This is a genomic window from Microbacterium sp. Y356 (assembly GCF_059445355.1).
This window is the reverse complement of record NZ_JCAIUE010000001.1, coordinates 1573842-1600630: the sequence shown is the minus strand read 5'-3', so window position 1 is coordinate 1600630 and position 26789 is coordinate 1573842. Positions and strand designations below refer to the sequence as shown.

Sequence of the window (26789 nt, the reverse complement as noted above, 5' to 3'; positions counted from 1 at the left end):
CCGCCATGAGTACTCCGATCAGTCAGCGCCCAATCCGTCTGGGCACCCGTCGAAGCGCCCTCGCCGTGGCCCAGTCCGGACACGTCGCCACTGCCCTTGAGAAGATCTCCGGTCGCAAGGTCGAGCTCGTCCCGATCGTCTCCGAGGGCGATACCAACAGGGCCTCCCTCTCCGAGATCGGTGGGCTCGGTATCTTCGCCACCCGTCTGCGCGAAGCGCTGCTGGCGGGTGAGTGCGACATCCTCGTGCACTCGCTCAAAGACCTGCCAACGAATGTGCCGGACGGGTTACTCATCGCGGCGACCCCCGATCGTGAAGACGCCCGTGATGTCGTCATCACCCGTGATGGCACACCGCTGCACCAGCTGGCGGCCGGCGCGAAGGTCGGAACCGGCTCACCGCGCCGTATCGCGCAGGTGCATCGCCACGCGCCACAAGCCGAGGTTGTCGACATCCGAGGCAATGTCGACTCGCGCCTGGCGCGGGTTGAGTCTGGCGAGTTGGATGCCGTGATTCTCGCGGCTGCCGGGCTCTCCCGTCTCGGATCGCAGACGACCCTCGCGAGGGAGTATCTGGGTCTGGCCGGATGGCCCACAGCTCCGGGACAGGGCTCTCTTGCCGTCGAGACGACATCGGATGCTCCCGCTGAGCTGCTCGCGGCACTCGCAGAACTCGACGATGCCGACACACGTCTCGCCATCACCGTGGAGCGTGGCATCCTCGAGGGGCTGGATGCCGGGTGCCAGGCGCCAATGGCGGCCCACGCGGTCGTGAGCGGCGACTCCGTTCGCGTCCGCACAATCGTTTACGCACCCGAAGGAGAGCGACGGATCGGCCTCGACGTCACTGAATCACTGCACCGGGGGTATATTCGTTTGAACGGCAGTGGCAACGGAGCGGATACTGCCGATGGTGCGGACCCGAATCTCGCAGCACGCGAGATCGGACTTTCTGTCGCCCGTCGGCTGCTCGAACAAGGGGCGGCTGAACTCGTCTCCCGAGAGCAACTCTGATGACAAGCACACCCGAAACGAACCATGAGAAGCCGTTGACCGGCTGGCGCATCCTCGTCCCGCGAGGAGGCCCCTGGGGCGACGGCGTCGCCGCGAGCCTTCGCGCTCAGGGCGCAGTGCCCGTTGTCGCACCCCTGATCAATTTCGGCCCGACGAACGATCAGGCAGCACTCGATGATGCGCTGGAGAAGCTCGCCGCCGGAGAGTTCGACTGGCTGACAATCACCAGTGCAACGACCGTGGACGTGCTGTTCGCGCATCGCGCTGTCGTGCCGAAAACCACCAAGATCGCCGCGGTCGGCGAGACCACGGCGGCAGCCCTTCAGGCGGTCGGCTATGAGGTCGCGCTCGTGCCGGAGGAGGACAACTCCGCCGAGGGCATGGCCGAGCAACTGATCAGTCTCGAGCCTGAACCGCGCCGCATCCTGACTCTCCGCAGCGAGATCGCAAAGCCAGTGCTCACGCGCTCGCTCATCGACGCAGGGCACCACGTATCGAGCATCGTCGCCTACCGTACGGTCGGGGTGCCGGTCACTGACCGTATTCGCCGCGACGTCGACAGCGGTCGCATCAACGCGATCCTCATCACCAGTGGATCGGTTGCACAGCAAGTGCGAGAGCAGTTCCCTAACATCCCTGATGACACCCTGCTCGCAGCCATCGGTCCTCGCACCGCGAACGATGCACGCAAGGCGGGGCTGCCGATCACGGTGGTGGCCGACAAGCAGACCGTCGATGCGCTCATCGATGCCGTCTCGCACTTCACCCTTCCGCACGCGGCCGACGAATTCGCGCCGTGAGCTTCCCCGAGATCCGTCCGCGTCGACTTCGCCAGACGCCGGCGGTGCGGAACCTGGTGCGCGAGACGTCGCTCGAAGCGCGTCAGCTGGTGCTCCCGATGTTCGTGCGCGAGGGCCTTGCTGACGCCGCGCCGATCGGCTCGATGCCTGGCGTCGTGCAGCACTCGATGGACTCGCTGCGTCGCGCAGCAGCCGATGCGGCAGAGGTCGGGGTCGGCGGTGTGATGCTCTTCGGCGTTCCCGCAGTGCGCGATGCGATCGGCTCTGGCGCGGATGATCCCAGCGGCATCCTGAACCTCGCGACCACGGCGCTCGTCGAGGAAGTCGGTGATGCGCTCGTCGTGCAGACCGACCTGTGTCTGGACGAGTTCACCGACCATGGTCACTGCGGAGTGCTGGCAGCCGACGGCTCGGTGGACAACGACGCGACCCTGGAACGCTACGTCTCGATGGCGCTCGCGCAGGCACGCGCTGGTTCTCACCTGCTCGGTCTGTCCGGAATGATGGACGGCCAGGTCGCGGCCATCCGCAAGGGGCTGGACGGCGAAGGCTTCACTGACACGCTCCTGCTGGGTTATGCGGCGAAGTACGCCAGCGCGTTCTACGGACCATTCCGCGAGGCTGTGGACTCGCAGCTGCAGGGCGACCGGCGCACCTACCAGCTCGACCCAGGCAACCGCCGCGAGGGATTGCGCGAAGCGCTCATCGACGAGGCCGAGGGCGCCGATATCGTGATGGTGAAGCCTGCGATGGGATTCCTCGACGTTCTGCGGGAGGTGCGCGATGCCGTGCACATTCCGGTATGGGCGTACCAGATCTCCGGCGAATACGCGATGATCGAGGCCGCTGCGGCAAATGGCTGGATCGACCGCCGCGCCTCCGTAATGGAATCACTGCTTTCCATCCGACGGGCAGGCGCGGACGCCGTGCTGACGTACTGGGCGACCGAGGCCGCCCAGTGGCTTCGTGACTGATCCGGTTTTCCTGACTGATCCGGTTTTCCTGACTGAGGAGCTCCCGATGAATGATCGTAACGACGACCTGTTCGCTGCTGCGCAAGCCGTGACCCCAGGAGGCGTGAACTCGCCGGTGCGGGCATACGGCTCCGTCGGCGGGACGCCCCGGTTCCTGGCATCCGCCAAGGGCGCCACTGTGACGGATGCCTCCGGCAACGAGTACGTCGATCTGGTGGCTTCGTGGGGGCCGGCGCTGCTGGGGCACGCGCACCCGGAAGTCGTGGCCGCCGTGCAGGATGCCGCCACTCGAGGTCTGTCGTTCGGCGCACCGACGGAGGGTGAGGTTGAACTCGCCCGACTCATCACCGAGCGCGTGCGACTCGGCGACCTCGCACCCATCGAGCGTGTACGCCTGGTCTCCACGGGCACCGAGGCAACCATGACCGCGATCCGTCTCGCCCGCGGCGTGACTGGACGCGACCTGCTGGTGAAATTCGCCGGTCACTATCACGGCCACTCCGACGGGCTCCTGGTCGAAGCGGGCTCTGGTGTCGCGACGCTGGCGCTGCCAGGCTCAGCAGGCGTGCCCGCACCGATCGCCGCCCAGACCCTGGTGATCGGCTACAACGACCGCGCGGCGCTGGAAGCAGTCTTCGCCGAGCATGGCGACCGCATCGCGGCCGTCATCGTCGAGGCGGCCGCCGCCAACATGGGCGTGGTCGCCCCCGAGCCCGGCTTCAACCGCTTCATCGCCGACACCGCGCACGCGCACGGTGCGCTGATGATCCTCGACGAGGTGCTCACCGGATTCCGCGTGCACCACGCCGGGTACTGGGCGCTGCAGGCATCGCTGGGCGAGGAATACCTGCCCGACATCATCACCTTCGGCAAGGTCGTCGGCGGAGGCATGCCACTGGCAGCCCTCGGCGGTCGGGCCGAGGTCATGGACCAGCTCGCGCCGGTCGGCCCGGTCTATCAAGCAGGCACCCTGTCTGGCAACCCGCTCTCGGTTGCTGCCGGGCTTGCGACGCTGCGCCTCGCGACGCCCGCGGTCTACGCCAGGGTGGATGCTGCCGCCGCACGTGTCGCGAACGCCCTCGATGCCGCGCTCACTGAAGCCGGCGTCGTGCACTCCGTGCCCCGCGCGGGCAACCTCTTCGGTGTCGTCTTCGCCCCGGAAGCACCCCGCAACTATGCAGAGGCGCTGGCGCAGGAGTCGTTCCGCTACCCGCCGTTCTTCCACGCGATGCGCGAGCAGGGTGTCGCCCTGCCTCCAAGCGTGTTCGAGGCCTGGTTCCTCACCGCAGCGCACGATGACGCAGCGTTGACGCTCATCGAGCGCGCTCTGCCTGCCGCTGCTGCTGCCGCGGCATCCGCTCGTTCCTAACTCCTCAGAATCAGGGCGGTTCGGCCCGACTTGTGCACGCGCACGGTATTTGGTGCCTATTCCTGAGGAGTTATGAACCGAAGTGCGGCTTGGCGCACTGCCACAAGATGATTGTTGTGGCTCTGTGAGCAAGTTGCAGACCGTTTACGGGGCGGCGCTGGCAGACTGGAACAATGGTGACGCTGCTCCTGGATCAGACACAACTGGAGGTTGTGCTCTCACCGGTCGAGCGTGCGGCGACATTTCACCGTGAGAACGTGCGGATCGCTCGCGACACGATCACCAAGGTGCAGCTGACTGACGACGCGTGGACCTGGCTCCGCGGCGTCCCAGGGCCTGGGACGCGGATCCCCGGCCTGATCGCCGCCGGCACTTGGAAGGCCGCTGCCACCACTGACTTCGTCATGCTCCGGGGCCGTCGAGCGAGTGTCGTCATTGACCTTGAGGGTGATGAGCACTTTGACCGGCTCATCTTCACCACACGTCACGGGCTTTCCCTGACCCAGGCGCTGCGGCTCGACGTCTCAGACAAGCCGGTCGATGTCGTGACGATCGCCAGCACCGCACCGATCCCGGTGGTGAAGGGTCGTCAGCGTCCGGTCATCCGGCCGCGTCCGGCGTGAACTCAGCGCTGCTCGCCTGCGGTAACGTCATCGTCTGCCGCGTCGTCATCGGACGCAGGGTCGCCGGAGAGCGCGTCGAAGAACTCCTCTGCGACATCTGACTCTGCGGAGTCGTCGTTCGCCGCCGGAACGATGTTGATGGCACGGGTCGCGTCGTCATCTGCCTCGGATGCTTCGGATGCTTCGGCGGGTTCGGGTGCTTCGTCTGTCTTGGATGCTTCGTCCTCGACGGATTCAGGCGCGGTGGACGCTGCGTCTTCGGGGGCAGATTCCGGTGCCGGCGAGGAGAATACGCTCGCCATGGCGGCGAGACCGGCAATACCGGGAAGGGGACGATCGGCTTTGACGGGCTCGGCCTCGGTCGCTTCAGGCTCAGCCTCGGGTGCTTCGACAGGCGCAGCGGTCGGCTCGGTCGCTTCGACAGGCTCGGCGGCCCGCTCGGGTTCAACGGCCGGTGCATCGATGATGGGCAGAGCCGTCGTCGCATCCGCCACGACGGGAGCCGGCGGCACATAGCGGTCGTTGACCAGATCGAGGAAGACGTCCTCGAGTGTCGGGCCGCGCTGCTGCAGTGTGGTGAGCGCGACTCCGGCACGAGCAGTGATGCCACCGATCGTCGCAGCGTCACTGCCGCGCACCGTGAGGCCGGAACGCAGCACCTCGAACTCGAAGCCTGCGTCGTGCAGCGTGGTGGACAATGCGGAGCGGTCAGCGGCATCCACCACAACCGGCCCCGTTCTCGGGTCGGCGAGGTTTTCCATGGTGTCGGCGAACTTCAGCTTGCCGCGTGCGATGACGAGGATCTCGTCGACGGTCTGCTCGATCTCCGAAAGCACGTGCGACGAGACCAACACTGTGCGCCCTTCATCAGCGAGGCTGCGGATGAGAGTGCGCATCCACCGGATGCCTTCAGGGTCGAGCCCGTTCGCGGGTTCGTCCAGCACGAGCACACCCGGGTCCCCCAATAGCGCGGTGGCTGCGCTCAAACGCTGACGCATGCCGAGCGAGAGCGCAGCGATGCGGGTCTCGACGTCTCCGCCGAGACCGACGAAGGCGATGAGCTCGCCGACCCGGGACAGCGGGATGCCGTTGGCTTTCGCCGCCACGATGAGGTGCCGCTCGACCGTGCGACGGGGGCGGAAACCAGTGTCTTCCAGCATGGCGCCGATGACACGTGCAGGATTACGAAGTTCCGAGTACCGCGTGCCGCCGATTGTCGCGCTGCCGGACGTTGGTCGCTCGAGTCCAAGAAGCACCCGCAATGTAGTGGTCTTGCCTGCGCCATTCGGGCCGAGGAACCCGGTCACGACTCCGGGGGCAATGCGCGCGGAGAAGTCCGAGACGGCGGCGACGGCGCCGAAGCGTTTAGTCACGTGGTCGAACTCGATCAACTGTCCGTCGGGCATTCGGGGCCTTTCCTGCATGGGCGTTCTCCCTATCCTGCCGGAAAACACGCAGAATCTCGCGTTGGGAGTGTGCAGACCGATCAGAACTGGTCGATGTAACGTGGCTTGCGTGACTGACTTCGATGAGGCATCCGCTGTTCTTGTCCGCACCGAGGGATCGCTCGGGCGCCTGACGCTGAACCGCCCGAAGGCGATCAATGCGCTCAATATCGACATGATCCGGCAGCTCTCCGCGGCGCTGGAGGCCTGGCGGCATGACACCGATATTGACATTGTCCTCATCGATGGTGCGGGGGAGCGCGGCCTGTGCGCGGGCGGTGACGTGCGCGTTCTGTATGACGAGATCACTGCCGGCCACCCAGAGCACACGATCGATTTCTTCCGCTCGGAGTATGCGCTCAACCTGATGATCGCCGAGTATCCGAAACCCGTCGTCGCATTCGCTGATGGGGTCACTATGGGAGGGGGCATCGGACTCGCGGGCCACGCTGCGATCCGCATCGTTACCGAGCGCAGTCGTCTGGCGATGCCGGAGACGAGGATCGGGTTCACCCCTGATGTCGGCGGAACGCTCCTGCTGGGTCGCGCGCCGGGTCGATTGGGTGAGTATTTGGGGCTGACCGGCGCCGCGATGTCAGGCACGGATGCCATCTACGCCGGATTCGCCGATCACTATGTGCTGTCGCAGCACCTGCCAGAACTGCGTGAGGCACTGGGCAAGCGCGCCGATCCGACGAGCCCGGCCGAGCTTGTGCTGCTCTTCGACGAAACACCGGAGCCCTCGGAGCTGGTGGAGGAGCGGAGGTGGATCGACGAGGTTTTTTCTGCAGACACGATCGGTGAGGTCATGCAGCGCCTGTCCGCACGGTCGGAGCCCGCGGCATCCGCTGCTTCAGCAACACTCGCGGAGCTGTCACCGACCGGACTCGCGGTTACGCTTGAGGCCGTCCGAGAGGCCCGCGAGGGTGATCTACGCGACGCTCTGATCGGCGAGTACCGCCGCGTGCTTTGGTTCGGCGCTCACCACCCCGACCTCGTTGAGGGGATCAGGGCGCAGTTGGTCGACAAGGACCGCTCGCCGAAATGGCAGCCGGCGACGATTGCGGAACTTGCTCCGGATGCCGCAGCGGCCGCGCGCGCGTACGTGCCAGAGGTGGCGCTCTTCGACTGACGACTTCGGTCCGCGTTGCACCGGGTGGAGGAAACCCGGTGCGATCAGCAGATCGTTTCGCCCTGAGCGGACATTGCGCTCTTTCCATTCTCAATGTCCGAGGTCCGTGACACGCTATCTTGTGGCCGCTTCGGCCCCTCTCCTACAAGGACGCCTTCATGCTCGGAAAACTCCTCGTCCGCTATCTCTCAAAGTACCGATGGCTACTCATCGGCGTGCTGGTCTTCCAGTTCGCCAGCGCGCTCGCCACGCTGTACCTCCCCCGACTCAACGCCGACATCATCAACAAGGGTGTCGCGCAGGCCGATACCGACTACATCTGGCGTACCGGTGCATTCATGCTCGTGGTGTCACTCGGCCAGATCGTGGCGTCGATCATCGCGACCTACTTCGCAGCCAAGGCGGCCATGAGTATTGGCCGTGACATCCGCGCCGACGTGTTCTCCCGCGTGAGCGGCTTCTCCGAGCGCGAGGTGTCGCAGTTCGGCGCCGGCTCGCTGATCACGCGCAACACCAACGACGTCCAGCAGATCCAGATGCTGGCGATGATGGGTGCCACGATGTTCGTGACAGCGCCGCTGCTCGCGATCGGCGGCATCATCATGGCCGTCCAGCAGGATGTCGGTCTGAGCTGGCTGATCGCCGTCTCGGTGCCCGCACTTCTGATCGTCGCCGTTCTCATCATCGGTCGAATGGTTCCGCTGTTCCGCCGTAACCAGAAGCAGCTCGATGCGATCAACCGCGTCATGCGCGAGCAGCTCACGGGCGTGCGGGTCGTCCGCGCATTCGTCCGTGAGCCCATCGAGGAAGAGCGCTTCCGCGAAACGAACACGGAACTCATGATTCTCGGGCGCAAGATCGGCTCGTTGTTCGTGCTGCTCTTCCCGGCATTCATGCTGATCCTCAACATCACCGTCGTCGGTGTGATCTGGTTCGGTGGTGTGGAGATCAACTCGGGCAATGTTGAGGTCGGCACCCTGTTCGCATTCATGCAGTACATCGGCCAGATCATGATGGGCGTGATCATGTCGAGCTTCATGGCGATGATGATCCCACGTGCGGCCGTGTCGGCCGAGCGTGTGGGCGAAGTTCTCGACGCCGAGTCGAGCATGCACCGTCCGGACAATGGAGTCGTCGACTTCAGCACCCCCGGCACCGTCATGCTCGAAGATGTCGAGTTCACTTACCCCGGGGCCGAGGCTCCGGTGCTGTCGGGCATCTCTTTCGGTGCGAACAAAGGTGAGACGGTCGCGATCGTCGGATCGACCGGCGCGGGCAAGACCACGCTCGTCTCGTTGATCCCACGTCTGTTCGATGTCACCGGCGGAGCCGTACGTGTCAACGGCACAGATGTGCGTGAGGCAGACGTCCAAGCTCTGTGGAAGAGCATCGGCCTGGTGCCGCAGCGGCCGTTCCTGTTCACCGGAACAGTCGCGTCGAACCTGCGGTATGGGCGAGAAGAGGCCACTGACGAAGAGCTCTGGCACGCGCTCGAGATCGCGCAGGGTCGCGACTTTGTCGAAGAGATGCCCGATGGGCTCGAATCGCGCATCGCCCAGGGTGGAACCAACGTCTCCGGCGGGCAGCGCCAGCGACTCGCGATCGCGAGGGCGATCGTGCATCAGCCCGAGCTTCTCATCTTCGACGACTCGTTCTCGGCGCTCGATCTCACGACAGACGCCAGGCTGAGACAGGCGCTATGGCGTGAGTTGCCGGAGGTGACGAAGATCGTTGTCGCGCAGCGTGTGTCGAGCATCATGGATGCCGATCGCATCGTGGTTCTCGACGGCGGCGCGATGGTCGGCATCGGCACCCACGACGAGCTCCTTGCCACCAATGACACCTATCGTGAGATCGTCGAATCGCAGCTGGGGGTGGACGCATGAGCACGCCAGAACAGCTCACTGCAGAAGAGCAGTACGAAGCAGAGCTCGCCGACGCGGCGCGCCTGGAGGCGGGAGGCTGGGATGCCCCCGCCCCTGGCAAGGCCGATCACTTCGGCAAGAGCTTCGCCCGCATGATCGGGCTGCTGAAGCCCTCCGCCATCTGGTTCGTCTTCGTGTCGATCCTCGGCGCGATCGGCGTCGTACTCACCGTCGCCGCGCCCAAGGTGCTCGGCGAGGCGACCAACATCATCTACGAGGGCTTCATCTCGAAGACGCTGGGCGACAGCGGCGTTCCGGCAGGTACGTCGCAGGAGCAGGTCATCGAGCTGCTGCGGTCGCAGGGCCAAGATGACTTCGCGAACATGGTCGCGGCCTTCACCGACTTCCAGGTCGGCGCCGGCATCGACTTCGAGCGGCTTCGCACGATCATCATCGCCGTCCTCGCGATCTACGTGGGCGCTGCGCTGCTGACCTGGATCCAGGGCTATGTCATCAACGTCATCATGGTGCGCACGATGTGGCGTCTTCGTGAGTCCGTTGAGGCGAAGATCAACCGGCTGCCGCTGTCGTACTTCGACAAGGTGCAGCGCGGTGAGCTGATCTCTCGCGTGACGAACGATATCGACAACATCACCACCGCGATGCAGCAGTCCCTCTCTGGTGCGCTGACCTCGGTGCTCACCGTCATCGGTGTGCTGGTGATGATGTTCTCCATCTCGTGGCAGCTCGCTCTCGTGGCTCTTGTCGCTCTGCCGCTCATGGGCGTCATCTTCGGCGTCATCGGTCCGCGATCGCAGAAGGCCTTCGGATCACAGTGGCGCAAGGTCGGCCGGCTCAACGCCCGCGTCGAGGAGGCGTTCTCCGGACACGCGCTCGTCAAGGTGTACGGCCGTGAGAAGGATGCGCTCGACAAGTTCCAGGCCGAGAACGAAGAGCTGTTCCAGGCGAGCTTCAAGGCACAGTTCCTCTCTGGCATCATCATGCCGGGCATGACCTTCATCGGCAGCCTGACCTACGTCGGCATCGCCGTCCTCGGTGGTCTGATGGTCGCGAGCGGCCAGCTGCGCCTCGGTGACGTGCAGGCGTTCATCCAGTACTCGCAGCAGTTCACGCAGCCGCTGTCGGAGCTGGGTGGCATGGCGGCAGTCGTGCAGTCCGGTACGGCTTCGGCCGAGCGGGTGTTCGACTTCCTCGACGCCGACGAGCAGGAACCGGATGCGGCAGATGCTCCGACTCTTGCCGACGGCGAGGGCGTCATCGAGTTCGAGAACGTGTCGTTCTCTTACACACCGGAGCGTCCGCTGATCAACGACCTCTCGTTCCGGGTAGAGCCGGGTCAGACGGTCGCGATCGTGGGACCGACCGGCGCGGGCAAGACGACGCTGGTGAACCTCATCATGCGCTTCTACGAACTCAGCGGCGGCCGCATCCTGCTCGACGGGCAGGACATCTCTGAGGTGACCCGGTCCGAGCTGCGCTCGCGCACGGGCATGGTGCTGCAGGATCCGTGGCTGTTCGCAGGTTCCATCCTGGAGAACATCCGGTACGGCCGGGCCTCGGCGACCGACGAAGAGGTATTGGCCGCAGCGAGGGCGACGTATGTCGACCGCTTCGTGCACGCGCTTCCCGACGGGTACGAGACGGTTCTTGAAGAAGACGCGGCGAACGTCTCGGCCGGTGAGCGTCAGCTCATCACAATCGCGCGCGCGTTCGTCGCGAAGCCGTCGATTCTCATCCTCGATGAGGCGACGAGCGCCGTTGACACCCGCACCGAGTTGCTGCTGCAGCACGCAATGGCGGCGCTGCGGCAGGGGCGTACCTCGTTCGTGATCGCGCACCGTCTGTCGACCATCCGCGACGCCGACCTCATCCTCGTGATGGAGCACGGCGACATCGTCGAGAAGGGTTCGCATGACGAGCTCATCACGGCGCAGGGCGCGTACTGGCGGCTGTACCAGTCGCAGTTCGAGCAGGCAGCGACCGACATCGACGCGGAGGAGGCCCTCACCGGCTCCGTCCCGGTCGTTGTCACCGGAGAGGCTGAGGCTGAGGCCGAGGTGCAGGCGGAGGTCTGAGATCTGAGGTAATCAACTGTGGCCGGCTGCAATCGCAGCCGGCCACAGTTTTTGTTGTTGTCGTTTGTCAGTCGTCCGCAGCGAGCCCGAGGATCTCAAGGGGATGCGTCAGGCGCCACAGCGGGCTCGGTCCGTTGAGTTCTTCGGCGAGGGAGACGCTGGAGTCTGTGGCATCCACGGGCCCGTTCACCGTGAGCGTGCCGATCTCTTCGCCATCGGCGCGCTGATCGCGCAGGTCGAAGGTTACCGTTGTGTCCGCCGATGCGCCGTTCCACAGCACGACGTTCGCGTCGCTGTCGGTCACCACATCCACGCTCGTGCCCCACGGAGTGCTGACCGTGCCAACAACCGTGCCGGCCTGCACTGCCGGAGGTGTTGCCGCCAGTGCGGCCTCCACTTCGGCGAACAGCGAGCGCGTCACTTCGAGCCGCTGGTCGTCATCGTCCTGGTTCAACACCGACGTATACAGGTGCACTGTCGTGTCACCGATCGTGACGTCCTTCGCGGTGAGCAGGCTCCACCCCACGAGGGTTCCGGTTTTGATGCCGACGACGCCCGGATCTGCGAGCATTCCGTTGGTGTTGGTCACCAGGCCGGCACCCGGGATCTCCACACTTGCGGTGCCGACGATCTCGGCGAACACGGGATTCTGCATCGCCCGCTCGGCGAGCTGCAGCAGCGCCTCCGGTGTGGCGATGTTGTCCTCGTCGAAACCGGATGGGGTCACCACGGTGATTGCGGAGAGGCCACGGTCGGCGAGCCATATCTCCGCGGCCTCGGCGAACTGTCGGTTCGAGCCCCAGATGTCGCGCGCCAGCCGATCGACATAGTTGTTCGCGGATCCGAGCAGGGTGCCCTGCAGCATCTGGTACTCCGTCAGCACGCCGCCAACCGGTACATCCAGCGCTGATTGATTCGCGCTGCGGTAGTTCCAGTAGTCGAGCGTGTCACCATACGTGAACGCGAATTCCGGTCCCGTCTCGCCGAGCTGCAGCGGCATCTTGTCCAGCACCATCAGGCTGGTGACGACCTTCGTCAGACTGGCGATGGATGCCGCATCTAGGGAGGATGCCATCGAGGAGACCCCGCCGATGCTCACACCCGCGCTTCCGATGGTGGGCCAGGTGACCGTCGCCGCCTCGGACGCCACCGCCTGGAGCGGGGCGGCCTGGACGGTCGGCGGCACTGCGTTCAGTGGCCACAGCAGCATCGTCGCGGAATAGGCGACGGCAAGAGCAGCGACGGTGCCCAGCGGCGCGAGCAACGTGCGCGCGCCGGAGCGCAGCGAGGCATCCCCCAGCAGGTCGGGTCCCGCCTCGTACATCGTTACCGCATTGAGATCGGCCGGGCGGGTGCCTTCGCTGACATCGTCGACATCGATCCAGGTGAGAGCAGTGACCGGGCGCGCGGAATCAGCCCACTGCGCGTCTGAGGCGGTCTCGTCCACCGCGCGCTCGAGCACGTTCAGGTCGGCGTCGGCGTCGAAGTCGAAGATTGTCTCGGCAGTGGTGGACGTATCCCGTGTTTCCGGGGCATCCGGTAGCGGTTCTGAGGTGTTCGGCACCGCCTCCGGGGCATCCGATTTCGCCTCCGCGGCATCGGTGAACGGCAGGGCTGAGGGGCGCGCGGTATCGACCGCTCCCGTACGCGCGCGAAGCGCACGCCGGCTGAGCGTGCCCGTATCGGGCGTCGCATCGTCAGGGGTCACCCACCTACGCTACCGAATCTCGCTCCCGGTGTGCGCAGTGCGCCAGGAACTCCCCTGTTCGGTATGATCGTCAACACAACCACGGGAGTCCGGTAAGTCGGGCTGAGAGGGAGCGACACGCGCTTCGACCGTCGAACCTGATCTGGGTCATGCCAGCGCAGGGAGGAGTTCAGATGAACACGTCTACACGCACGCCCACTGCCGCTCGCACCGGGCTTCTGCGCCCGGAGATCTGGCGTTGGCGCATCGTCGACATCGTCGTCGCCAGCGTTCTCGGCGTCGCCTGCGGGTTCCTGTTTCTGGCCTGGAACGTAGGATATCTCGGGCCGAAGGCGCTGCTCGAACCACTACTGCCCGGTGTTCAGGGGCTTCTCGACGGCCCGTGGCTCATCGCCGGTGTTCTCGGGGGCCTCGTCATACGCAAGGCGGGGGCCGCGATCTACACCGAGGTGATCGCCGCGGTGGTCTCTGCGCTCGCGGGCGCTCAATGGGGCGGCTTTCTCACTATCGAGGCAGGGCTCGTACAGGGGCTTGGTGCCGAGATCGTCTTCCTGCTCTTTGCCTATCGCTACTGGTCCCTGCCGGTGGCTCTTCTGGCCGGCGCTGGTGCCGCGCTCGCCGGCGGTGTTAACAACCTGATCCTTTGGTACGCAGGATCGGGAGCGACCTTCACCATCGTCTACCTCATCAGCACGGTGGTTTCAGGGGCGGTCCTTGCCGGCGCGCTCGGCTGGGTGCTGTCGCGCGGGCTCGCGGCGACCGGAGCACTTGACCGATTCGGTTCCGGCCGTGAGGTGCGGAACCGCGTCTGACATGCCAGTCGGCAACATGGGGCCAGCAGCGGTCAACGCGCGCGGCTGGGGTTGGCGGCACGCGAGCAGACGTGCGTGGGCGCTGCACGACGTCACATTCAGCATCGAACCCGGCGAGCGGGTGCTCATCCTCGGGGCATCCGGCGCGGGGAAGTCGACGCTGCTGCATGGGCTGGCCGGAGTTCTCGGCGGTGATGAGGAGGGCGAGAGTACCGGCGAGCTGTTGGTCGATGCGGAATCTGCCGCGGCGACTCGTGGCCGTTCCGGGCTCGTGCTCCAAGATCCGGACTCGCAGGTCATCCTCGCGCGGGTAGGCGACGATGTGGCGTTCGGATGCGAGAACATTGGCATCCCGCGGGAGGAGATCTGGCCGCGGGTGCGCGCAGCTCTCGACGCTGTCGGCCTTGACGTGCCGCTGGACCGGCCCACCAAAGCGCTGTCCGGCGGACAGAAGCAGCGACTCGCGCTCGCGGGTATTCTCGCGATGCAGCCGGGCCTGGTGTTGCTTGACGAGCCGACAGCGAATCTCGATCCTGACGGTGTCATTGAGGTGCGCGACGCCGTGCAGCGAATGCTGGCGGCGCATCCCGCCACGCTGATCGTCGTCGAGCACCGGCTGGATGCGTGGCTTCCGCTCATCACGCGGGTGATCGTCGTCGGTGACGGTGGAGTGATTGCCGACGGATCCCCTGGCGAGGTGCTCGGCAGCAACGGCGCGGAACTCGCCGCCGCAGGGGTGTGGGTGCCGGGTCATCCGCCAGCCCTGCCCCCGCCGCCACGTGATGAGCCGGGAGCGACCCTGCTCACTGCGCACGACCTCGCCGTTGCTCGGGTGAAGGGCACGACCGTGGCATCCGGCGTCGACCTGGAAGTGCGTGCGGGACAGGCTCTGGCAATCACCGGGCCGAATGGCGCGGGAAAATCCACTTTGGGCCTCGCGCTTGCCGGTCTTCTTCCCCCTGCCGGTGGTCGCGTGGAAGCATCCGGCGCGCTCGCGGATGGTGCAGGTTCCGCGCCCATACGCTGGTCGTCGAGGCAGTTGCTGACGCGTATCGGGATGGTTTTCCAGGAGCCGGAGCATCAGCTGCTTGCGAAGACCGTACGAGACGAACTCGCAGTTGGCCCGCGAGCACTGGGGCTGAGCGCGGACGAGATCGCCGCGCGTACGGACGAGTTGCTTGCGAGGCTCCGTCTGTCGCATCTCGCGCTGGCGAATCCGTACACGCTGTCGGGCGGCGAGAAGCGTCGACTGACCGTCGCGGCGGCGCTCGCGACCAGGCCGCGGATGCTCGTGCTCGACGAACCGACGTTCGGTCAGGATGCGCGCACCTGGGCCGAACTCATGGCGATGTTGGCCGTGCTGCGTGACGAGGGCGCTGCGATCGTCACGATCACCCATGACCTCGATGTGGTGCGCGCGCTGCGCGCAGAACGCTTCGAACTGGGCGGCATCCGATGACGTTGCTCGACACTCGCGCTCGTTCAGGTGTCGTCGCACAGATCAACCCGGTGGCGAAGCTGGGCGTTAGCGCGCTGATCGCGATCCCGCTGATCCTCACGCTGGACGTCGTCTCTGCCGCGGTCGCCCTCGCGCTCGAGTGCGTGCTGTTCCTCTTCGCCGGTGTCGGCTGGCGGGAGTTCTGGATCCGCACCTGGCCGGTCTGGCTGGCCGCGCCCCTGACAGGTGTCACGATCGCGTTGTACGGCGAGACGAGCGGGACGATCTATGCGGAGTGGTTCGTCGTGCGTATCAGCGAGGGGTCGCTCGCGCTGGCGTTGGCGACGATGTTCCGCGTGCTTGCGATCGCTCTGCCGTCAGTGGTGCTCTTCCTCACGGTCGATCCGACTGATCTCGCTGACGGAATGGCACAGGTCCTGCGGTTGCCTGCCCGGTTCGTGCTCGGAGCGCTCGCGGGCCTGCGCATGGTGGGACTGTTCCTCGACGACTGGCGGGCGTTGGAGCTGGCCCGCCGAGCGCGCGGCGTCGCCGACCGTGGTCGGATAAAACGGCTGCTTGGGATGGTATTCGCGCTGCTGGTGCTCTCGATCCGTCGGGGTGCGAAGCTGGCGACGGCGATGGAAGCGCGCGGGTTCGGGGCGCCGGGTCGGCGCACCTGGGCGCGCGAGTCCACATTCGGTGCGCGGGAATGGATGCTGTTGCTAATCGGCGCCCTGATCTCAGCGACAGCCGTGACAGCCGCAGTGCTCACCGGGTCATGGAACTTCATCCTCGGCCCTAGTTCCTGACGCTGCTCTCGAGGCTGCGAGTGGCCAGTTGTGGCTCTCTGCTGCCGGGTGCTGCGCGAGACACCATCAGCGATGCTCCGCAACATCCTCTGCATGAGACACCAATCCACCGATGGTGTCTCATGCAGCCGATGATGCAAACTGTTGCCGATGGTGTCTCGGTGGCCTACGCGCATCGCTCGTCGAGCGTCCGAACCAGCCGTTTCGGAGCGGTCACCCGATACGACGCATCGATGAGTTCGCCGATCTCACGCCAGTCCGTCGCTTGGTCGAGGTCTATGCCGAGCCATCCGGACGGGCCGAGGTATGCGGGCACCCAGAATCGCGTGTCTTGTCGCAGTGCCGGATCGTCACCGGGATCGGGTCGCACCATGATTGCTGCGTCGTGCGCGATCCACTCGTCGTCTATGCGTTGGGAGCCGCCGAAGTAGCAGAACACCTTCTGTGTGAAAAACGCGGGGCGGCCGTGGCTGACCTTCTCGTCGGCCTCGGGCAACGCGAGCGCAATGGTCCGCACTCGCGCCAGCAGTGGATCGTCTTCCACGAACATGAGGGGATGAGACATCAGCGCGCGTTCTTCAGTCGCCTTGACCTGCGACGCCGAGGAATCGGATGAAGACCGAGATCCATCCGAAGATGAGCGCGAAAACGACGATCTCAAACGCGGTCAGCCCGAAGAATCCGACGGCGAAGAGCAGCGTGGACACCAGTACTGCGGCAAGGAACACCCAGGATGCGATGAAGTATGCGCGTGGCATCCCTCGAAGTATTCGGTGTCCGCTTGCGAGCATCCCGATATACATGACGGCCATCCCGCCCGCGCAGAGGTTGTGGACCAGCAGGCTCACGTTCACCGGGACGAGGCCGACCCCAGCCAGCATGATGCCCAAGATGATGAACATCCTTGCGATGATCTTGGGACCGTCTTCGCGCGCAAGGATCCGCCGCTCGAGGAGCGCGTTCATATCGTTCGTGAGATAGACGGCGAAAGCGGTGACGAGGAGGCCGCCGATGACCAGGGTGCCGTTGAACACCAGACTCGACACGCTCCAGAAGGTGCCGAGGTGGCTGAAGTGCGTGTCCCACCAGAGCGGATCCGGGGTCGTGAGCATCGCCGCGAAAGTGCCGATGCCGACGAAACACATCAGCAGTGAAGACATCCGCCGCGTCGTCATGCGCGACACCGACAGGTAGGTGAGATATGCGCTGAGCCCGAGGCTCACCGCCATCAAAACGACCGTCCAGAACGGCTCGACCTTCAACCCGACGAACCCGAGGCTGAGGATGAGGAAGGACGCAAGCGCCGCCAACACGGCAAGCACGAGGTGCACAAGCACCACCGCGATCGTGTTGACGGTGAAGGTCGCGGCGGAGAGCGAGTGTCGCCATTCCTGCCCAGGCATTTCTCGCACACGCCAGTATCCGATGCCGCTGGTGATCGCCGCGACCGCTCCCGCGGCGATGGCGACGATGCTCCCGAATGACCAGTCGCCGAACAGGCTGAGCGGGGGCAGAGCGACGCCGATGACGATGCCGAGGAATGCTCCTAGGACGCCAGCGGCGAGGGCGGCATAGATGGCGTACGACTCCACACGAAGGGAGTGCGCTGGCTCTGCCACCACGCGTGTGGTGGCTACATCGGCTGCGGACATGATGGAGGGTCTCGTTCCAGGCGTCAGAGTTTAAAGGTGCGGTCGGTGAGTGCAGTGCCCGCGAGGATTCCGAGAGCGATCGCGACCATTGTAGTGATCGTGGTCACGAGGGTGGTCGTTCCCGCGCTGTCGCCGCTCAGGAGCGCGGCGACTCCGACGAGCCCGAGCGCCCCCGGCACGAGCAGCCAAAACGCGGGGAGGAAACTGACCTTGGCTGCGGGGCCGGACGGATGCCGCGAGGCGAGGATCGCGACCGGCGTCATGGCGAGCGCACCGATCAGGGCCGACAGCACTCCTCCGAAGAAGATGCTTCCGATGACCTGTGCGCCGTATGCGACGTAGAGCACGAGCAGGATCCAGGGTATGGACGCCATCCGTCCCCCTTGGTTGATCACGATCCCGACGCCGAAGACGGCAACGGCGACCCAGGGGGCGATTGGTCCAAGTGGTGCGCTCGCCTCGGTCATGTCGATCTGCGGTACACCAACGAGCATCGCGCCCGACACGATCCCAAGCGCTAGCAGTACCAGTTGCATGGATCCGGCCGCCAGTCGGCCAGCACCCGACATCATCTGCCCGGATGCCAGCTCGATCATTCCGGTCGTGAGCAGGCCTCCCGGCAAGAGAAGCACGAGCGGGGCAATCAGGGAGGGAAGGATGCCGGGGTCCCACCCGGCACCGGTGACAAGGAAGACCGTGGCGGAGACGCCAAAAGCGAGCCCGACCGTGACGAGAGGTGTGAAGCGACGTGGAACGACCTCCGCCAGCAGGAGCACGATTCCGACCAGCGTGCCCAAAGCTGCAGCGAACGCCAGTCCAATCCAGGACCCACCGAGGAGTGCGGCAAGAGCAGCGCACACTCCTGCGTATGCAGCCACCCGGACCCCGCGTCCCGTCGATGGAGGAAGGCGGCGCACGGCTGCCACCGCGCGCCGCGCCTCTGCGGGCCCAATGCGGCCGGCACGCGCATCCTCCACAATGTGATCGAGCGCGTCTACCTGATGCAGCAGCAACTGCGAGCCCGCCGTGCCGACCGCACCGGTTCGCACGTGCCCTCCTACACGGGAGGAGACGATCAGTGCGGTGGGAAACACGATCAGTTCAGTGGACGGGTGTCCGTTGACAGTGGCGATGTCTGTCAGCGCTTGTTGCACTGACACGACGGAATAGCCGGCATCGAGCATCGTTTCGCCCACTGTCTCCAGGGCGGAGAAGGCCTCGCCTGACGGCTGCATCGACCACTCGTCCTCCGTCCGTTGTGCTCGGCGTCGGATGGGGAGAGGGATGGGGGCTGTGGCTGTGCGGTGGCGCAACTGTGCCTGCAAGCCGATCAGCAGGAGAATGCTCGCGATGATGATGACCACCGCGGCAACCCAGCTGACCATCGGAATAGTGGCGCTCGCCGCAGGGGGCACGTACTCCAGTATCGGAGCGTCGACATCGGTGTCCTCGTCCGGAGCATCCTGCTCGTCCTGCGTGTCGTCCTCGGGCGGAACCTCCGATGCTGGCTCCGTCGGAGGCGCCGTCACTTCCTCGGCTGGCGCCGAGGGTTTGGGTGTCTTGGGTTCTTCGGTTGCCGGTGGCTGAGGTTCGTCCGTCGCTCTGTCCGCAGGCTCTTCTGTGGTTTCGTCCGTCGCTGTGTCCGCAGGCTCGTCTGTGGCGGGCGTGGGGTCTGTGGCATTCTCGGTCGCCGTGACGTTCGGAGAGTCCACCTCTGCAGTCGCCGCGCCTGCCGGAACAATCGCGAAGAACCCTGCGGCAATCAGCGCCACGAGGAGCGGGATCGGTGTGCGCATGCCCACTCTCTCGGTTGTTCGGTGTTCGCTGTCCTATCCGACACTAAGGCCACCACCCACGACCCGACACCCCTGGTTTTAGGGGCATCACCTGCGGAGAAATGAGACAACCCGCTAGTGTGGCGCACGTCGATACAGACGGCGCGGGCAAGGAGTCCCTTATGGCTGAACCGGACGAGAACGGCCGCGGTGCTGTCGTCGACGCGAGCATGAGCCGTGCGACCGTAGAGCGGAGAGCGCTCTGGGTGTCTGTATGGGTGTCACTGGCTCTCGCGATCGGCGCCCTCACGCTGGGCGTCGCGACGGGTACCAGGATCATCGTGTTCGACGGCGCGTACATGGGAATCGGTCTCATCCTCTCCATCGCTTCGGTGCGTGCGGCAGCTGCCGCCAGTGCGGGACCAAGCATCAGGTTTCCCTTCGGACGAGACGCGATCACACCGTTCATGGTGATGGTCCAGGGGCTCGCGATCGCTGGCACGCTGATCTATGCAGCCGGTGACGCCATCGTCCTCATTCGCGATGGCGGGTCGCCTGTCGACCCCGTGGTCATCGCTGGCTATGGCGCCATCACTGCAGTCATCGGATTCGTGATGGCCGCCTGGTTGCGGCGCCGTTCGCCCGATTCCGATCTGGTGGCGGCAGAATCAGCACAGTGGCGCGCAGGCGCGGTGCTGAGCACGGTCATGCTGATCGGTGCGGTCGGGGCTGCGTTGCTGATCGCCTTCGAGATGCAGATGATCGCGGACTACCTCGATCCCATTCTCGTTCTGGTCTCGTGCGTCCTGCTCGCTTATATCCCGATCCGGCTGATCTCTTCCGGTCTCAACGAGCTGTTGGAGGGCGCTCCGTCCCCAGAGCTGTCCGCACGGATCGATGCCATCGTCGAGCAGGTTCGGCAGGAATTCGGCCTCGGGGAGCCGATCGTCAGATCGGGCAAGGTCGGGCGGAAGATCTACGTCGAGATCGACTTCATCGTCGTCGGATCCGAGTGGGACATCACGGCCGAAGACGACATCCGCCGAGCGGTGGATCGTGGCCTCAGTGCGCTCGGTTTCGACGTGTGGGCGTACGTTGCGCTCACCGCAGACCGCGAACTTTTCGAATGACTCCCGCTGCAGCGGATGGGTCGGGTCACTGCAATGCGGATGTCAGCCGCGCCAACCCGTCGATCACCTTCTCGCGCAACGGCCGCCTCGCCCATGCTTCGGGGTGCAGCCTGATGCTGTTGCGACGGTAATCGTCCTCGACGAGTTTCAACTGATCGACGAACTTTCGCCCGCGAACCAGCACGGAGACCTCCATGTTGAGGCTGAATGAACGGATGTCCATGTTGCTCGATCCGATGACGGCAACCTCGTCGTCGATGGAGAAGTGCTTGGAGTGCAGTACGGTCGGCGATCGGTACAGGTAGATGGCGACCCCCGCATCCAAAAGTGCTGCGTAGTACGAGCGTTGCGCGTGATGGACGAGGACCTGGTCTGCGACCTCCGACACGAAGAGCTCGACATCCAGGCCGCGTGCGGCCGCGGTGAGGATGGCCAGCATCGTCGACTCGTCCGGAACGAAGTACGGGCTGGTGATGCTCACTCGTGCGCGTGCGTTCTGGATGAGCATGACGAACAGCTTGAGATTGTTGTCGTTCTCGAAGCTGGGGCCGCTCGGAATCACCTGCGCGTCGATATTGTCGAGTGGCGTATCGCTGAGTGGTTTGTCGTTCCTTGAATCGGATGCCGCGATGGCGGCGGCCCGAGCCGGATAGGTGTGAACGGGGAGGAGCTCGTCTGTTTCGCTGAACCAGTCTGTGATGAACACCGCATCGAGCTCGCCGACCACGGGGCCCTCGAGCCGCACCATGAGTTCGATCCAGTGCAATCCGCGGCGAACATTCTTCGGCTTCAGGTACGTCGCATCGATGAGGTTCTGCGAACCGGTGTATCCGACGTACCCGTCGATGACGACCAGCTTGCGGTGGTTACGGAGGTCTGGGCGCTGCCATTGCCCGAGATGGGGACGCAACGGAAGCATCGGCCTCCACTGCGCCCCCATCTGCGCGAGTGCTTCTTGTGTTGCTTTCCGGTGCGGGAACATCAACCCCGAGACGTGGTCGGAGAGCACCCGTACGACGACTCCCCGGGCGACCGCGCGCGCGAGTGCGTCGAAGAACGGCTGCGTGGTCGTGTCTCTCACCAGAATGTAGAACTCGACGTGCACATACTCGCGGGCGGCGTCAATGTCGACGATCATCGCATCGAATGATCCCTGGTAGTCCTGGATCAACGTCGTTCTGTTGCCCGCGACGATGGGGAGCGCACCGAGTGTCTCGTTGAGTATCACGGCCGTGTCCAGCCAGTCGGGGGTCGATGGCGGCGCCCGGTGTGCGGTGACGCCCGAACGATCGAGCATCAGCGCATTGACCTCTTTTTGCTTCTCGCGCCGCCGCCGAGGGAGTCGGCCAAAGCCGATGAGGAAGAAGGCGATTGCCCCGAGAAGGGGGATGAAGATGATCGTCAGGATCCAGGCAATCGCCGTGGCGGGCTTTCTGTGCAGCGAGATCGCCACCGCCGCTACGAACCCCACGATGACGTGAACACTCAGCAGGATGATCCCCACGACGTCCGCAGTGCTCACGATGCGAGGGCTTCCGTGACCGTCATCCCCTGGTCGGTCGTCTTATGCATCCTTGCTCCAGTCATCAGCTCGCATTCCACAGTGCCCGGTAGTAAGCGAGACGTTCACGGTCAGGCTCGAGGCCGTACGCGTCGATGAGCGCGTCCTCCCAGCCGGGGCCGCAATTCCACTCGGTGCTCATCGAGGCCACGGCGATGTCCGCCCAGCGGTCGGCGGTGCCGAGAACGGCGAGATCGACGTGGGCGAATGGGTTGCCGTCGGCGTCCAAGAGGGTGTTCGGCATGCAGGCATCCCCGTGGCACACCACAAGCCGATCGATCGGTGGCGCGTCGCGGAGTTCTTCGGGAATGCGGATGCTGCGAGTCTGAGCGTTCGCGATCCGGGATGCCACGCTCCACTCCCAGCGGCACTCGTCGACCGGGAGTGCGTCGTGCAGCATCCGCAAACCCTCACCGACGGCGCGCACAGCGACGGCCGGTTCTGCGATCCAGCGTCCGTTGACGGCGCTGAGTCCGTCGAGCGCGACGGTCACGAGCCACTCGTGTGTGGCATCTTCGCCCTGCTCGATCACTTCGGGCACGTTGATCCACTGCGACGCCCATCGCATGCGCTCGGCCTCGTCGCGCATGTTCGCCTCAGGGTCGCGGGGGCCCCATTTGATGTAGCGGCGGTCGTCCGTGCGGAACGTCAGCCCGCCATTGTTGTTCTGCCACACCGGTTCGAGAGTGGCGGCGTGTGCGAGTGCCCGCACGCGCGCAGGGATCTCGATATGTCCGGACGGAATGCTCACCGCCCCATCCTTGCGTGTTTCTCGCTGGTTCACAGCAGCGGACGAAGGCACTCCTCCAGCACGACGGCGTGATTGTGCTGCTCGTCGTGTGCGGCGTACACGAGCGTGACGACCGGATGCTGGCGCAGCTCGATCGCCAACGACTCCAGCCCGGCCGCCGTTTCGTGCGACAGCTCTGCGCGGTATCGGTCGGCATAGACGCCCCACTCCGAGTCGGGTGCGGCATGCCAGTCGCGACGCAGATCGGGGCTCGGCGCGGCATCCTTCGCCCATAGATCGATCGCGGCACGCTCCTTCGAGACTCCGCGTGGCCACAGTCGATCGACGAGGACGCGGAACCCATCAGAGGATTCGGCGGTGTCGTAGGCTCGCTTGCGACGCAGTTCCATGACCCCAGCCAACACCTCCGCCGTCACAGAAGCCAGGGGTGGTACTGAGAACTGCGTATGCTGGGACTGAGTTGCAAACGGTTCGAAGGAGAACACATGCAGATCCAAGGATCCGGGGCACTGATCACGGGCGGCGCTTCGGGGTTGGGCCTCGCGACAGCGCGCGCACTCGCCGCTGCCGGCGCGCACGTCACGCTTCTCGACCTGCCCTCGTCCGCAGGGGCCGAGATGGCTGCGGAACTCGGCGGGATTTTCGCTCCGGGAGATGTGACCAATCCGGAGGATGCCGCAGCCGCGGCAGCCACCGCTCAGGCCGCTGCGCCGCTGCGCATCGTCGTCAACTGCGCTGGCATCGCACCGCCAGCCAAGGTGCTCGACCGTGAGGGCAACCCCGCAGTGCTCGCCGACTTCGAGCGCGTCATCCGTATCAACCTCGTCGGCACATTCAACGTGACGTCGCAGGCATCCGCCGTCATCGCGAAGAACCAGACACTCGAAGGCGGTGGACGCGGCGTCATCGTCAACACGGCATCCGTCGCGGCGTTCGACGGGCAGATCGGTCAGCCCGCGTACTCGGCATCGAAGGGCGGCGTGCACGCCATGACCCTCCCGATCGCCCGGGAGCTCGCCCGTTACGGCATCCGGGTCTGCACGATCGCCCCCGGCATCATGGAGACCCCGATGCTCGCCGGTCTTCCGGAGGCTGCGCAGGCATCGCTCGGTGAGCAGGTTCCGTACCCCGCACGCTTGGGTAGGCCCGCCGAATATGCCGGGCTGGTCGAACACATCGTCAGCAACGACTATCTGAACGGCGAGACCATCCGCCTCGACGGCGCCATCCGCATGGCCCCGAAGTGACCGGCACCAACGTTCCCGTCGCGATTTCTGTCGCTTCGAGCGTTCGGAGGCGACAGAAATTGCGACTGGAATCCAACGAAGGAGCAGCATGACCAACCTGGCAGGCAAGACAATCCTGATGTCGGGCGGCAGCCGCGGCATCGGCCTGGCCATCGCGCTGCGCGCTGCAGCAGATGGCGCGAACATCGCGATGCTGGCGAAGACCGACACGCCGCATCCGAAGCTCGAGGGCACGATCCACACTGCTGCCGAGCAGATTCGCGCGGCCGGCGGGAACGCGCTGCCGATTGTCGGCGACGTCCGCGAGGATGACGACATCACCGAGGCCGTCATGAAGACGCAGGGCGAGTTCGGCGGCATCGACATCGTCATCAACAACGCCAGCGTGATCGATCTGTCACGCTCGCTCGATCTCGGCGCGAAGAAGTACGACCTCATGCAGGACGTCAACGTGCGCGGCACCTTCATGCTGTCGCGTGCGGCGATTCCGCAACTGCGAGAGTCTTCGAACCCGCACATCCTCTCGCTGTCACCGCCGCTCAACCCGACCCCGAAGTGGCTCGGAGCGCACACCGGTTACTCGCTGGCGAAGTTCGGCATGACCATGGTCACTCTCGGACTCGCTGCTGAGTTCGCTGAGGACGGCATTGCAGCCAACACCCTGTGGCCGCGCACGACCATTGCGACCGCCGCGGTGCAGAACCTGCTCGGTGGCGACAAAGTGATGGCTGCGAGCCGCACGCCGGACATCTATGCGGATGCCGCCTACGCTGTGCTGATCAAGACGGCAGCCGGGTACACCGGACAGAGCCTGATCGTGGAAGACGTGCTGGAGGCCGACGGCGTGACAGACTTCTCCGGCTATGCCGCAATTCCCGGCACCCCGGACAACCGCCTGTTCCCGGACATCTTCCTGGACTGAGTCCGAATTCGGCGAGATGAACTAGAACAGCAGATACACGGCGCCGACGATCGTGAGACCGATCACGATCTTGTCGAACACGTGCTGCTTCATTCGTCGTGCGAGCCGGATCCCGGCCAGGGCTCCGATCACGACGAGGGGCACCAGGGCGGCATCCATGAGCAATACGGGGCCTTCGAAGAGCCCGATTCCGGCCAGAAACGGCACCTTGAACAGGTTCACGATCGCGAAGAACCAGGCCGACGTGCCGAGGAACACCTGCACCGGCGTGCGCATCGCGAGAAAGTACATCGACATGACGGGGCCCGCGGCATTTGCGACCATCGTTGTGAATCCGGCCAGTGCGCCATAGGCGGATGCGGTGACGATGGAGCCACCGGAGGCCGGAGCAGCATCCGCTCTGCTCTGTCGCCAGCGACGCCACAGCGTGACGGCGATCATCGCAAGCAGGATGACACCGATCGCACGACGCACGATGGCGTCATCACCGAGTGCGAGGAATGCGAAGCCCGCCAGCAACCCCACTACGACGGCCGGTGCCAGGCGCAGCAGCGTCGGCCAGTGCGCATGCCTGCGGTACGCGACCAATGCGAACATGTCGCCGACGATCAACAGGAGCAGCAGGGCGGCGGTCGATGTGCGCGCCGGAAGCACGGTCGCGAACAGCGCGACGGGCAGGATGCCGCCGCCAGGGATCGCCGTCTTCGCGAGGCCGATCGTCAGCGCAGCGAGACCCAGAACGACCCAGGCCCACGGCAGCAGTTCGGGCAAGACGATCGACTCAGCCGCGGACGGCGGCGAACGCGGCAGCGAAGCGCTCGGCGCGTTCGGTGAGATCGGCCCAGTTCGAGGCCTTGATGGATGCGGAGTTCGCCAGGTCGCCACCGGCACCCACTGCCACCGCTCCTGCGGCAAACCAGTCCGCGAGATTCTCAGGAGAGACGCCACCGGTGGGCATAAGCGGAGCGTCCGGGAACGGTCCGCGTAGCGCCCCGAGATAGGAGGGGCCGCCGAGGGATGCCGGGAAGATCTTCACGACATCGACTCCGAGCGCGAGTGCGCTCATGACCTCGGTCGGGGTCATCGCCCCGGTCATCACCACTCGGCCGGTGTCGAGCATCGCGCGTGTGAGGGCGGGCAGGGTACCGGGGCTGACGAGGAATTCGGCCCCTGCGTCTGCGGCCGCGGTGGCCTGTTCCACTGTGGTCACGGTGCCCGCACCGATGTAGGCGGCGTTGCCGTGCCTGGCGATCAACTCACGGATGACCGCGGGGGCGTCAGGCGTGGAGTACGTGACTTCGATTCCGGCAACCCCGCCGCGGATGATTGCGTCAGCCGCCTCGAGCGCGAGCTCAGGGGACGGTGCGCGCAGCACGGCAAGAACGCCGGTGGCGCGGGCGCGGGCGAGACGGTCAGTCATGGGGGCTCCTCGGTCGGTGATGCTTCCATTGTGTCGCAGAATGCAACCTGTCAGTACAGGCGTAGCTGGGTCGGATCGGCGCCAAGCGATTGGAGCTGAAGGTGCGAGAGTGTCGCCAGCTCACTTTTCGCGATCGGGTCATCTGTGATCTATTCGATGCTAGTCTCGCCGAGAGATCGATCTCTCGCATGTGACATGAGGTCGAACCAAGAACACACGGAGGTGCTCATGGCGGTTGGTCGTACGG

General features: G+C 65.2%; 24 protein-coding genes and 1 riboswitch. Of the genes, 14 read left to right on the top strand and 10 right to left on the bottom strand.

Annotated elements, in window-relative coordinates:
• The first annotated feature begins 5 nt into the window (after positions 1 to 5).
• The 5 genes from hemC (at position 6) to AC1C2Q_RS07620 (ending at position 4779) form a co-directional block, all read left to right on the top strand.
• Positions 6 to 1013, top strand: a complete 1008-nt coding sequence (gene hemC / locus AC1C2Q_RS07640) for a hydroxymethylbilane synthase (protein ID WP_495449603.1) — start codon at positions 6 to 8, stop codon at positions 1011 to 1013.
• A complete protein-coding gene (locus tag AC1C2Q_RS07635) occupies positions 1013 to 1813 on the top strand; it encodes a uroporphyrinogen-III synthase (RefSeq protein ID WP_495430488.1) in 801 nt (266 codons plus the stop codon). Before hemC ends, AC1C2Q_RS07635 begins: the two co-directional genes overlap by 1 nt.
• The gene (gene hemB / locus AC1C2Q_RS07630) at positions 1810 to 2787 is read left to right on the top strand and encodes a porphobilinogen synthase (protein WP_495449602.1); all 978 of its coding nucleotides are present in this window, start codon (positions 1810 to 1812) and stop codon (positions 2785 to 2787) included. The genes AC1C2Q_RS07635 and hemB overlap by 4 nt, the downstream gene beginning before the upstream one ends.
• Before the next feature lie 46 nt (positions 2788 to 2833).
• Complete coding sequence (locus AC1C2Q_RS07625; protein ID WP_495449601.1) at positions 2834 to 4156, top strand: glutamate-1-semialdehyde 2,1-aminomutase; 1323 nt, start codon at positions 2834 to 2836, stop codon at positions 4154 to 4156.
• Between the two features lie 173 nt (positions 4157 to 4329).
• On the top strand, positions 4330 to 4779 hold the full coding sequence (locus AC1C2Q_RS07620) for a hypothetical protein (protein WP_495430485.1): 450 nt from the start codon (positions 4330 to 4332) through the stop codon (positions 4777 to 4779).
• A 2-nt stretch (positions 4780 to 4781) separates the two neighbouring features.
• Here the strand turns inward: AC1C2Q_RS07620 and AC1C2Q_RS07615 are convergent, their stop codons facing one another.
• Positions 4782 to 6203 carry an ABC transporter ATP-binding protein gene (locus AC1C2Q_RS07615; RefSeq protein ID WP_495449600.1) on the bottom strand — a complete coding sequence of 474 codons (1422 nt, stop codon included), beginning with the start codon at positions 6201 to 6203 and terminating at the stop codon, positions 4782 to 4784.
• 91 nt (positions 6204 to 6294) lie between these two features.
• On the opposite strand from AC1C2Q_RS07615, the gene AC1C2Q_RS07610 reads away from it, so the two are divergent.
• From AC1C2Q_RS07610 to AC1C2Q_RS07600, 3 genes are all read left to right on the top strand, one after another.
• Positions 6295 to 7356, top strand: a complete 1062-nt coding sequence (locus tag AC1C2Q_RS07610; RefSeq protein ID WP_495430483.1) for an enoyl-CoA hydratase/isomerase family protein — start codon at positions 6295 to 6297, stop codon at positions 7354 to 7356.
• Positions 7357 to 7514: 158 nt separating this feature from the next.
• Entirely contained in the window at positions 7515 to 9242 is a 1728-nt protein-coding gene (locus AC1C2Q_RS07605) for an ABC transporter ATP-binding protein (RefSeq protein WP_495449599.1), read from the top strand.
• Complete coding sequence (locus AC1C2Q_RS07600) at positions 9239 to 11317, top strand: ABC transporter ATP-binding protein (RefSeq protein WP_495449598.1); 2079 nt, start codon at positions 9239 to 9241, stop codon at positions 11315 to 11317. The genes AC1C2Q_RS07605 and AC1C2Q_RS07600 overlap by 4 nt, the downstream gene beginning before the upstream one ends.
• A gap of 67 nt (positions 11318 to 11384) precedes the next feature.
• On the opposite strand, the gene AC1C2Q_RS07595 is transcribed toward AC1C2Q_RS07600, so the two are convergent.
• Positions 11385 to 13025: a D-alanyl-D-alanine carboxypeptidase family protein gene (locus AC1C2Q_RS07595; protein ID WP_495449597.1), complete on the bottom strand. Its 1641-nt coding sequence runs from the start codon at positions 13023 to 13025 to the stop codon at positions 11385 to 11387.
• 71 nt (positions 13026 to 13096) lie between these two features.
• Positions 13097 to 13208: riboswitch (TPP riboswitch) on the top strand.
• On the opposite strand from AC1C2Q_RS07595, the gene AC1C2Q_RS07590 reads away from it, so the two are divergent.
• The 3 genes from AC1C2Q_RS07590 to AC1C2Q_RS07580 all read left to right on the top strand — a co-directional run bounded on the left by AC1C2Q_RS07590 (position 13199) and on the right by AC1C2Q_RS07580 (position 16084).
• Positions 13199 to 13837 (top strand): ECF transporter S component, encoded by a 639-nt coding sequence (locus AC1C2Q_RS07590; RefSeq protein WP_495449596.1) that lies wholly within the window; start codon positions 13199 to 13201, stop codon positions 13835 to 13837. Its footprint overlaps the riboswitch before it by 10 nt.
• Before the next feature lies 1 nt (position 13838).
• Entirely contained in the window at positions 13839 to 15296 is a 1458-nt protein-coding gene (locus AC1C2Q_RS07585) for an ABC transporter ATP-binding protein (RefSeq protein WP_495449595.1), read from the top strand.
• Positions 15293 to 16084: an energy-coupling factor transporter transmembrane component T family protein gene (locus AC1C2Q_RS07580; RefSeq protein WP_495449594.1), complete on the top strand. Its 792-nt coding sequence runs from the start codon at positions 15293 to 15295 to the stop codon at positions 16082 to 16084. The genes AC1C2Q_RS07585 and AC1C2Q_RS07580 overlap by 4 nt, the downstream gene beginning before the upstream one ends.
• A 166-nt stretch (positions 16085 to 16250) precedes the next feature.
• Here AC1C2Q_RS07580 and AC1C2Q_RS07575 read toward each other — a convergent pair whose 3' ends face one another.
• The 3 genes from AC1C2Q_RS07575 to AC1C2Q_RS07565 are packed head-to-tail and all read right to left on the bottom strand — an operon-like array spanning position 16251 to position 19532.
• The gene (locus AC1C2Q_RS07575; protein ID WP_495449593.1) at positions 16251 to 16649 is read right to left on the bottom strand and encodes an MmcQ/YjbR family DNA-binding protein; all 399 of its coding nucleotides are present in this window, start codon (positions 16647 to 16649) and stop codon (positions 16251 to 16253) included.
• A gap of 13 nt (positions 16650 to 16662) precedes the next feature.
• Complete coding sequence (locus AC1C2Q_RS07570; RefSeq protein ID WP_495449592.1) at positions 16663 to 17736, bottom strand: DUF998 domain-containing protein; 1074 nt, start codon at positions 17734 to 17736, stop codon at positions 16663 to 16665.
• A 23-nt stretch (positions 17737 to 17759) separates the two neighbouring features.
• Positions 17760 to 19532, bottom strand: a complete 1773-nt coding sequence (locus AC1C2Q_RS07565; protein ID WP_495449591.1) for a threonine/serine exporter family protein — start codon at positions 19530 to 19532, stop codon at positions 17760 to 17762.
• 161 nt (positions 19533 to 19693) lie between these two features.
• Between AC1C2Q_RS07565 and AC1C2Q_RS07560 the strand changes: the two genes are divergently transcribed.
• The gene (locus tag AC1C2Q_RS07560; protein ID WP_495449590.1) at positions 19694 to 20641 is read left to right on the top strand and encodes a cation efflux transmembrane domain-containing protein; all 948 of its coding nucleotides are present in this window, start codon (positions 19694 to 19696) and stop codon (positions 20639 to 20641) included.
• Between the two features lie 25 nt (positions 20642 to 20666).
• Here AC1C2Q_RS07560 and cls read toward each other — a convergent pair whose 3' ends face one another.
• The 3 genes from cls to AC1C2Q_RS07545 all read right to left on the bottom strand — a co-directional run bounded on the left by cls (position 20667) and on the right by AC1C2Q_RS07545 (position 23342).
• Complete coding sequence (cls, locus tag AC1C2Q_RS07555) at positions 20667 to 22163, bottom strand: cardiolipin synthase (RefSeq protein ID WP_495449589.1); 1497 nt, start codon at positions 22161 to 22163, stop codon at positions 20667 to 20669.
• Positions 22164 to 22227: 64 nt separating this feature from the next.
• Entirely contained in the window at positions 22228 to 22953 is a 726-nt protein-coding gene (locus tag AC1C2Q_RS07550) for a phosphotransferase (protein WP_495449588.1), read from the bottom strand.
• Between the two features lie 29 nt (positions 22954 to 22982).
• Entirely contained in the window at positions 22983 to 23342 is a 360-nt protein-coding gene (locus AC1C2Q_RS07545) for a DUF488 domain-containing protein (protein WP_495430470.1), read from the bottom strand.
• A gap of 96 nt (positions 23343 to 23438) precedes the next feature.
• On the opposite strand from AC1C2Q_RS07545, the gene AC1C2Q_RS07540 reads away from it, so the two are divergent.
• Together AC1C2Q_RS07540 and AC1C2Q_RS07535 are read left to right on the top strand one after the other, a co-directional pair.
• Positions 23439 to 24200, top strand: coding sequence for an SDR family NAD(P)-dependent oxidoreductase (locus tag AC1C2Q_RS07540; RefSeq protein ID WP_495449587.1), 762 nt, complete (start codon positions 23439 to 23441; stop codon positions 24198 to 24200).
• 88 nt (positions 24201 to 24288) lie between these two features.
• The gene (locus AC1C2Q_RS07535) at positions 24289 to 25122 is read left to right on the top strand and encodes an SDR family oxidoreductase (protein ID WP_495430468.1); all 834 of its coding nucleotides are present in this window, start codon (positions 24289 to 24291) and stop codon (positions 25120 to 25122) included.
• A 21-nt stretch (positions 25123 to 25143) separates the two neighbouring features.
• Here AC1C2Q_RS07535 and AC1C2Q_RS07530 read toward each other — a convergent pair whose 3' ends face one another.
• Together AC1C2Q_RS07530 and AC1C2Q_RS07525 are read right to left on the bottom strand one after the other, a co-directional pair.
• A complete protein-coding gene (locus AC1C2Q_RS07530; RefSeq protein WP_495449586.1) occupies positions 25144 to 25893 on the bottom strand; it encodes a sulfite exporter TauE/SafE family protein in 750 nt (249 codons plus the stop codon).
• A gap of 10 nt (positions 25894 to 25903) precedes the next feature.
• The gene (locus AC1C2Q_RS07525) at positions 25904 to 26542 is read right to left on the bottom strand and encodes a bifunctional 4-hydroxy-2-oxoglutarate aldolase/2-dehydro-3-deoxy-phosphogluconate aldolase (protein WP_495449585.1); all 639 of its coding nucleotides are present in this window, start codon (positions 26540 to 26542) and stop codon (positions 25904 to 25906) included.
• Positions 26543 to 26789 lie beyond the last annotated feature (247 nt).

What these genes read in the sequence shown, in the direction of transcription:
- hemC (WP_495449603.1), top strand. Translation starts at nt 6, where the DNA reads ATGAGTACTCCGATCAGTCAGCGCCCAATCCGTCTGGGCACCCGTCGA.
- AC1C2Q_RS07635 (WP_495430488.1), top strand. Translation starts at nt 1,013, where the DNA reads ATGACAAGCACACCCGAAACGAACCATGAGAAGCCGTTGACCGGCTGG.
- AC1C2Q_RS07625 (WP_495449601.1), top strand. Translation starts at nt 2,834, where the DNA reads ATGAATGATCGTAACGACGACCTGTTCGCTGCTGCGCAAGCCGTGACC.
- AC1C2Q_RS07620 (WP_495430485.1), top strand. Translation starts at nt 4,330, where the DNA reads ATGGTGACGCTGCTCCTGGATCAGACACAACTGGAGGTTGTGCTCTCA.
- AC1C2Q_RS07615 (WP_495449600.1), bottom strand. Translation starts at nt 6,203, where the DNA reads ATGCAGGAAAGGCCCCGAATGCCCGACGGACAGTTGATCGAGTTCGAC.
- AC1C2Q_RS07605 (WP_495449599.1), top strand. Translation starts at nt 7,515, where the DNA reads ATGCTCGGAAAACTCCTCGTCCGCTATCTCTCAAAGTACCGATGGCTA.
- AC1C2Q_RS07600 (WP_495449598.1), top strand. Translation starts at nt 9,239, where the DNA reads ATGAGCACGCCAGAACAGCTCACTGCAGAAGAGCAGTACGAAGCAGAG.
- AC1C2Q_RS07590 (WP_495449596.1), top strand. Translation starts at nt 13,199, where the DNA reads ATGAACACGTCTACACGCACGCCCACTGCCGCTCGCACCGGGCTTCTG.
- AC1C2Q_RS07585 (WP_495449595.1), top strand. Translation starts at nt 13,839, where the DNA reads ATGCCAGTCGGCAACATGGGGCCAGCAGCGGTCAACGCGCGCGGCTGG.
- AC1C2Q_RS07580 (WP_495449594.1), top strand. Translation starts at nt 15,293, where the DNA reads ATGACGTTGCTCGACACTCGCGCTCGTTCAGGTGTCGTCGCACAGATC.
- AC1C2Q_RS07575 (WP_495449593.1), bottom strand. Translation starts at nt 16,649, where the DNA reads ATGTCTCATCCCCTCATGTTCGTGGAAGACGATCCACTGCTGGCGCGA.
- AC1C2Q_RS07570 (WP_495449592.1), bottom strand. Translation starts at nt 17,736, where the DNA reads ATGTCCGCAGCCGATGTAGCCACCACACGCGTGGTGGCAGAGCCAGCG.
- AC1C2Q_RS07565 (WP_495449591.1), bottom strand. Translation starts at nt 19,532, where the DNA reads ATGCGCACACCGATCCCGCTCCTCGTGGCGCTGATTGCCGCAGGGTTC.
- AC1C2Q_RS07560 (WP_495449590.1), top strand. Translation starts at nt 19,694, where the DNA reads ATGGCTGAACCGGACGAGAACGGCCGCGGTGCTGTCGTCGACGCGAGC.
- AC1C2Q_RS07545 (WP_495430470.1), bottom strand. Translation starts at nt 23,342, where the DNA reads ATGGAACTGCGTCGCAAGCGAGCCTACGACACCGCCGAATCCTCTGAT.
- AC1C2Q_RS07540 (WP_495449587.1), top strand. Translation starts at nt 23,439, where the DNA reads ATGCAGATCCAAGGATCCGGGGCACTGATCACGGGCGGCGCTTCGGGG.
- AC1C2Q_RS07535 (WP_495430468.1), top strand. Translation starts at nt 24,289, where the DNA reads ATGACCAACCTGGCAGGCAAGACAATCCTGATGTCGGGCGGCAGCCGC.
- AC1C2Q_RS07525 (WP_495449585.1), bottom strand. Translation starts at nt 26,542, where the DNA reads ATGACTGACCGTCTCGCCCGCGCCCGCGCCACCGGCGTTCTTGCCGTG.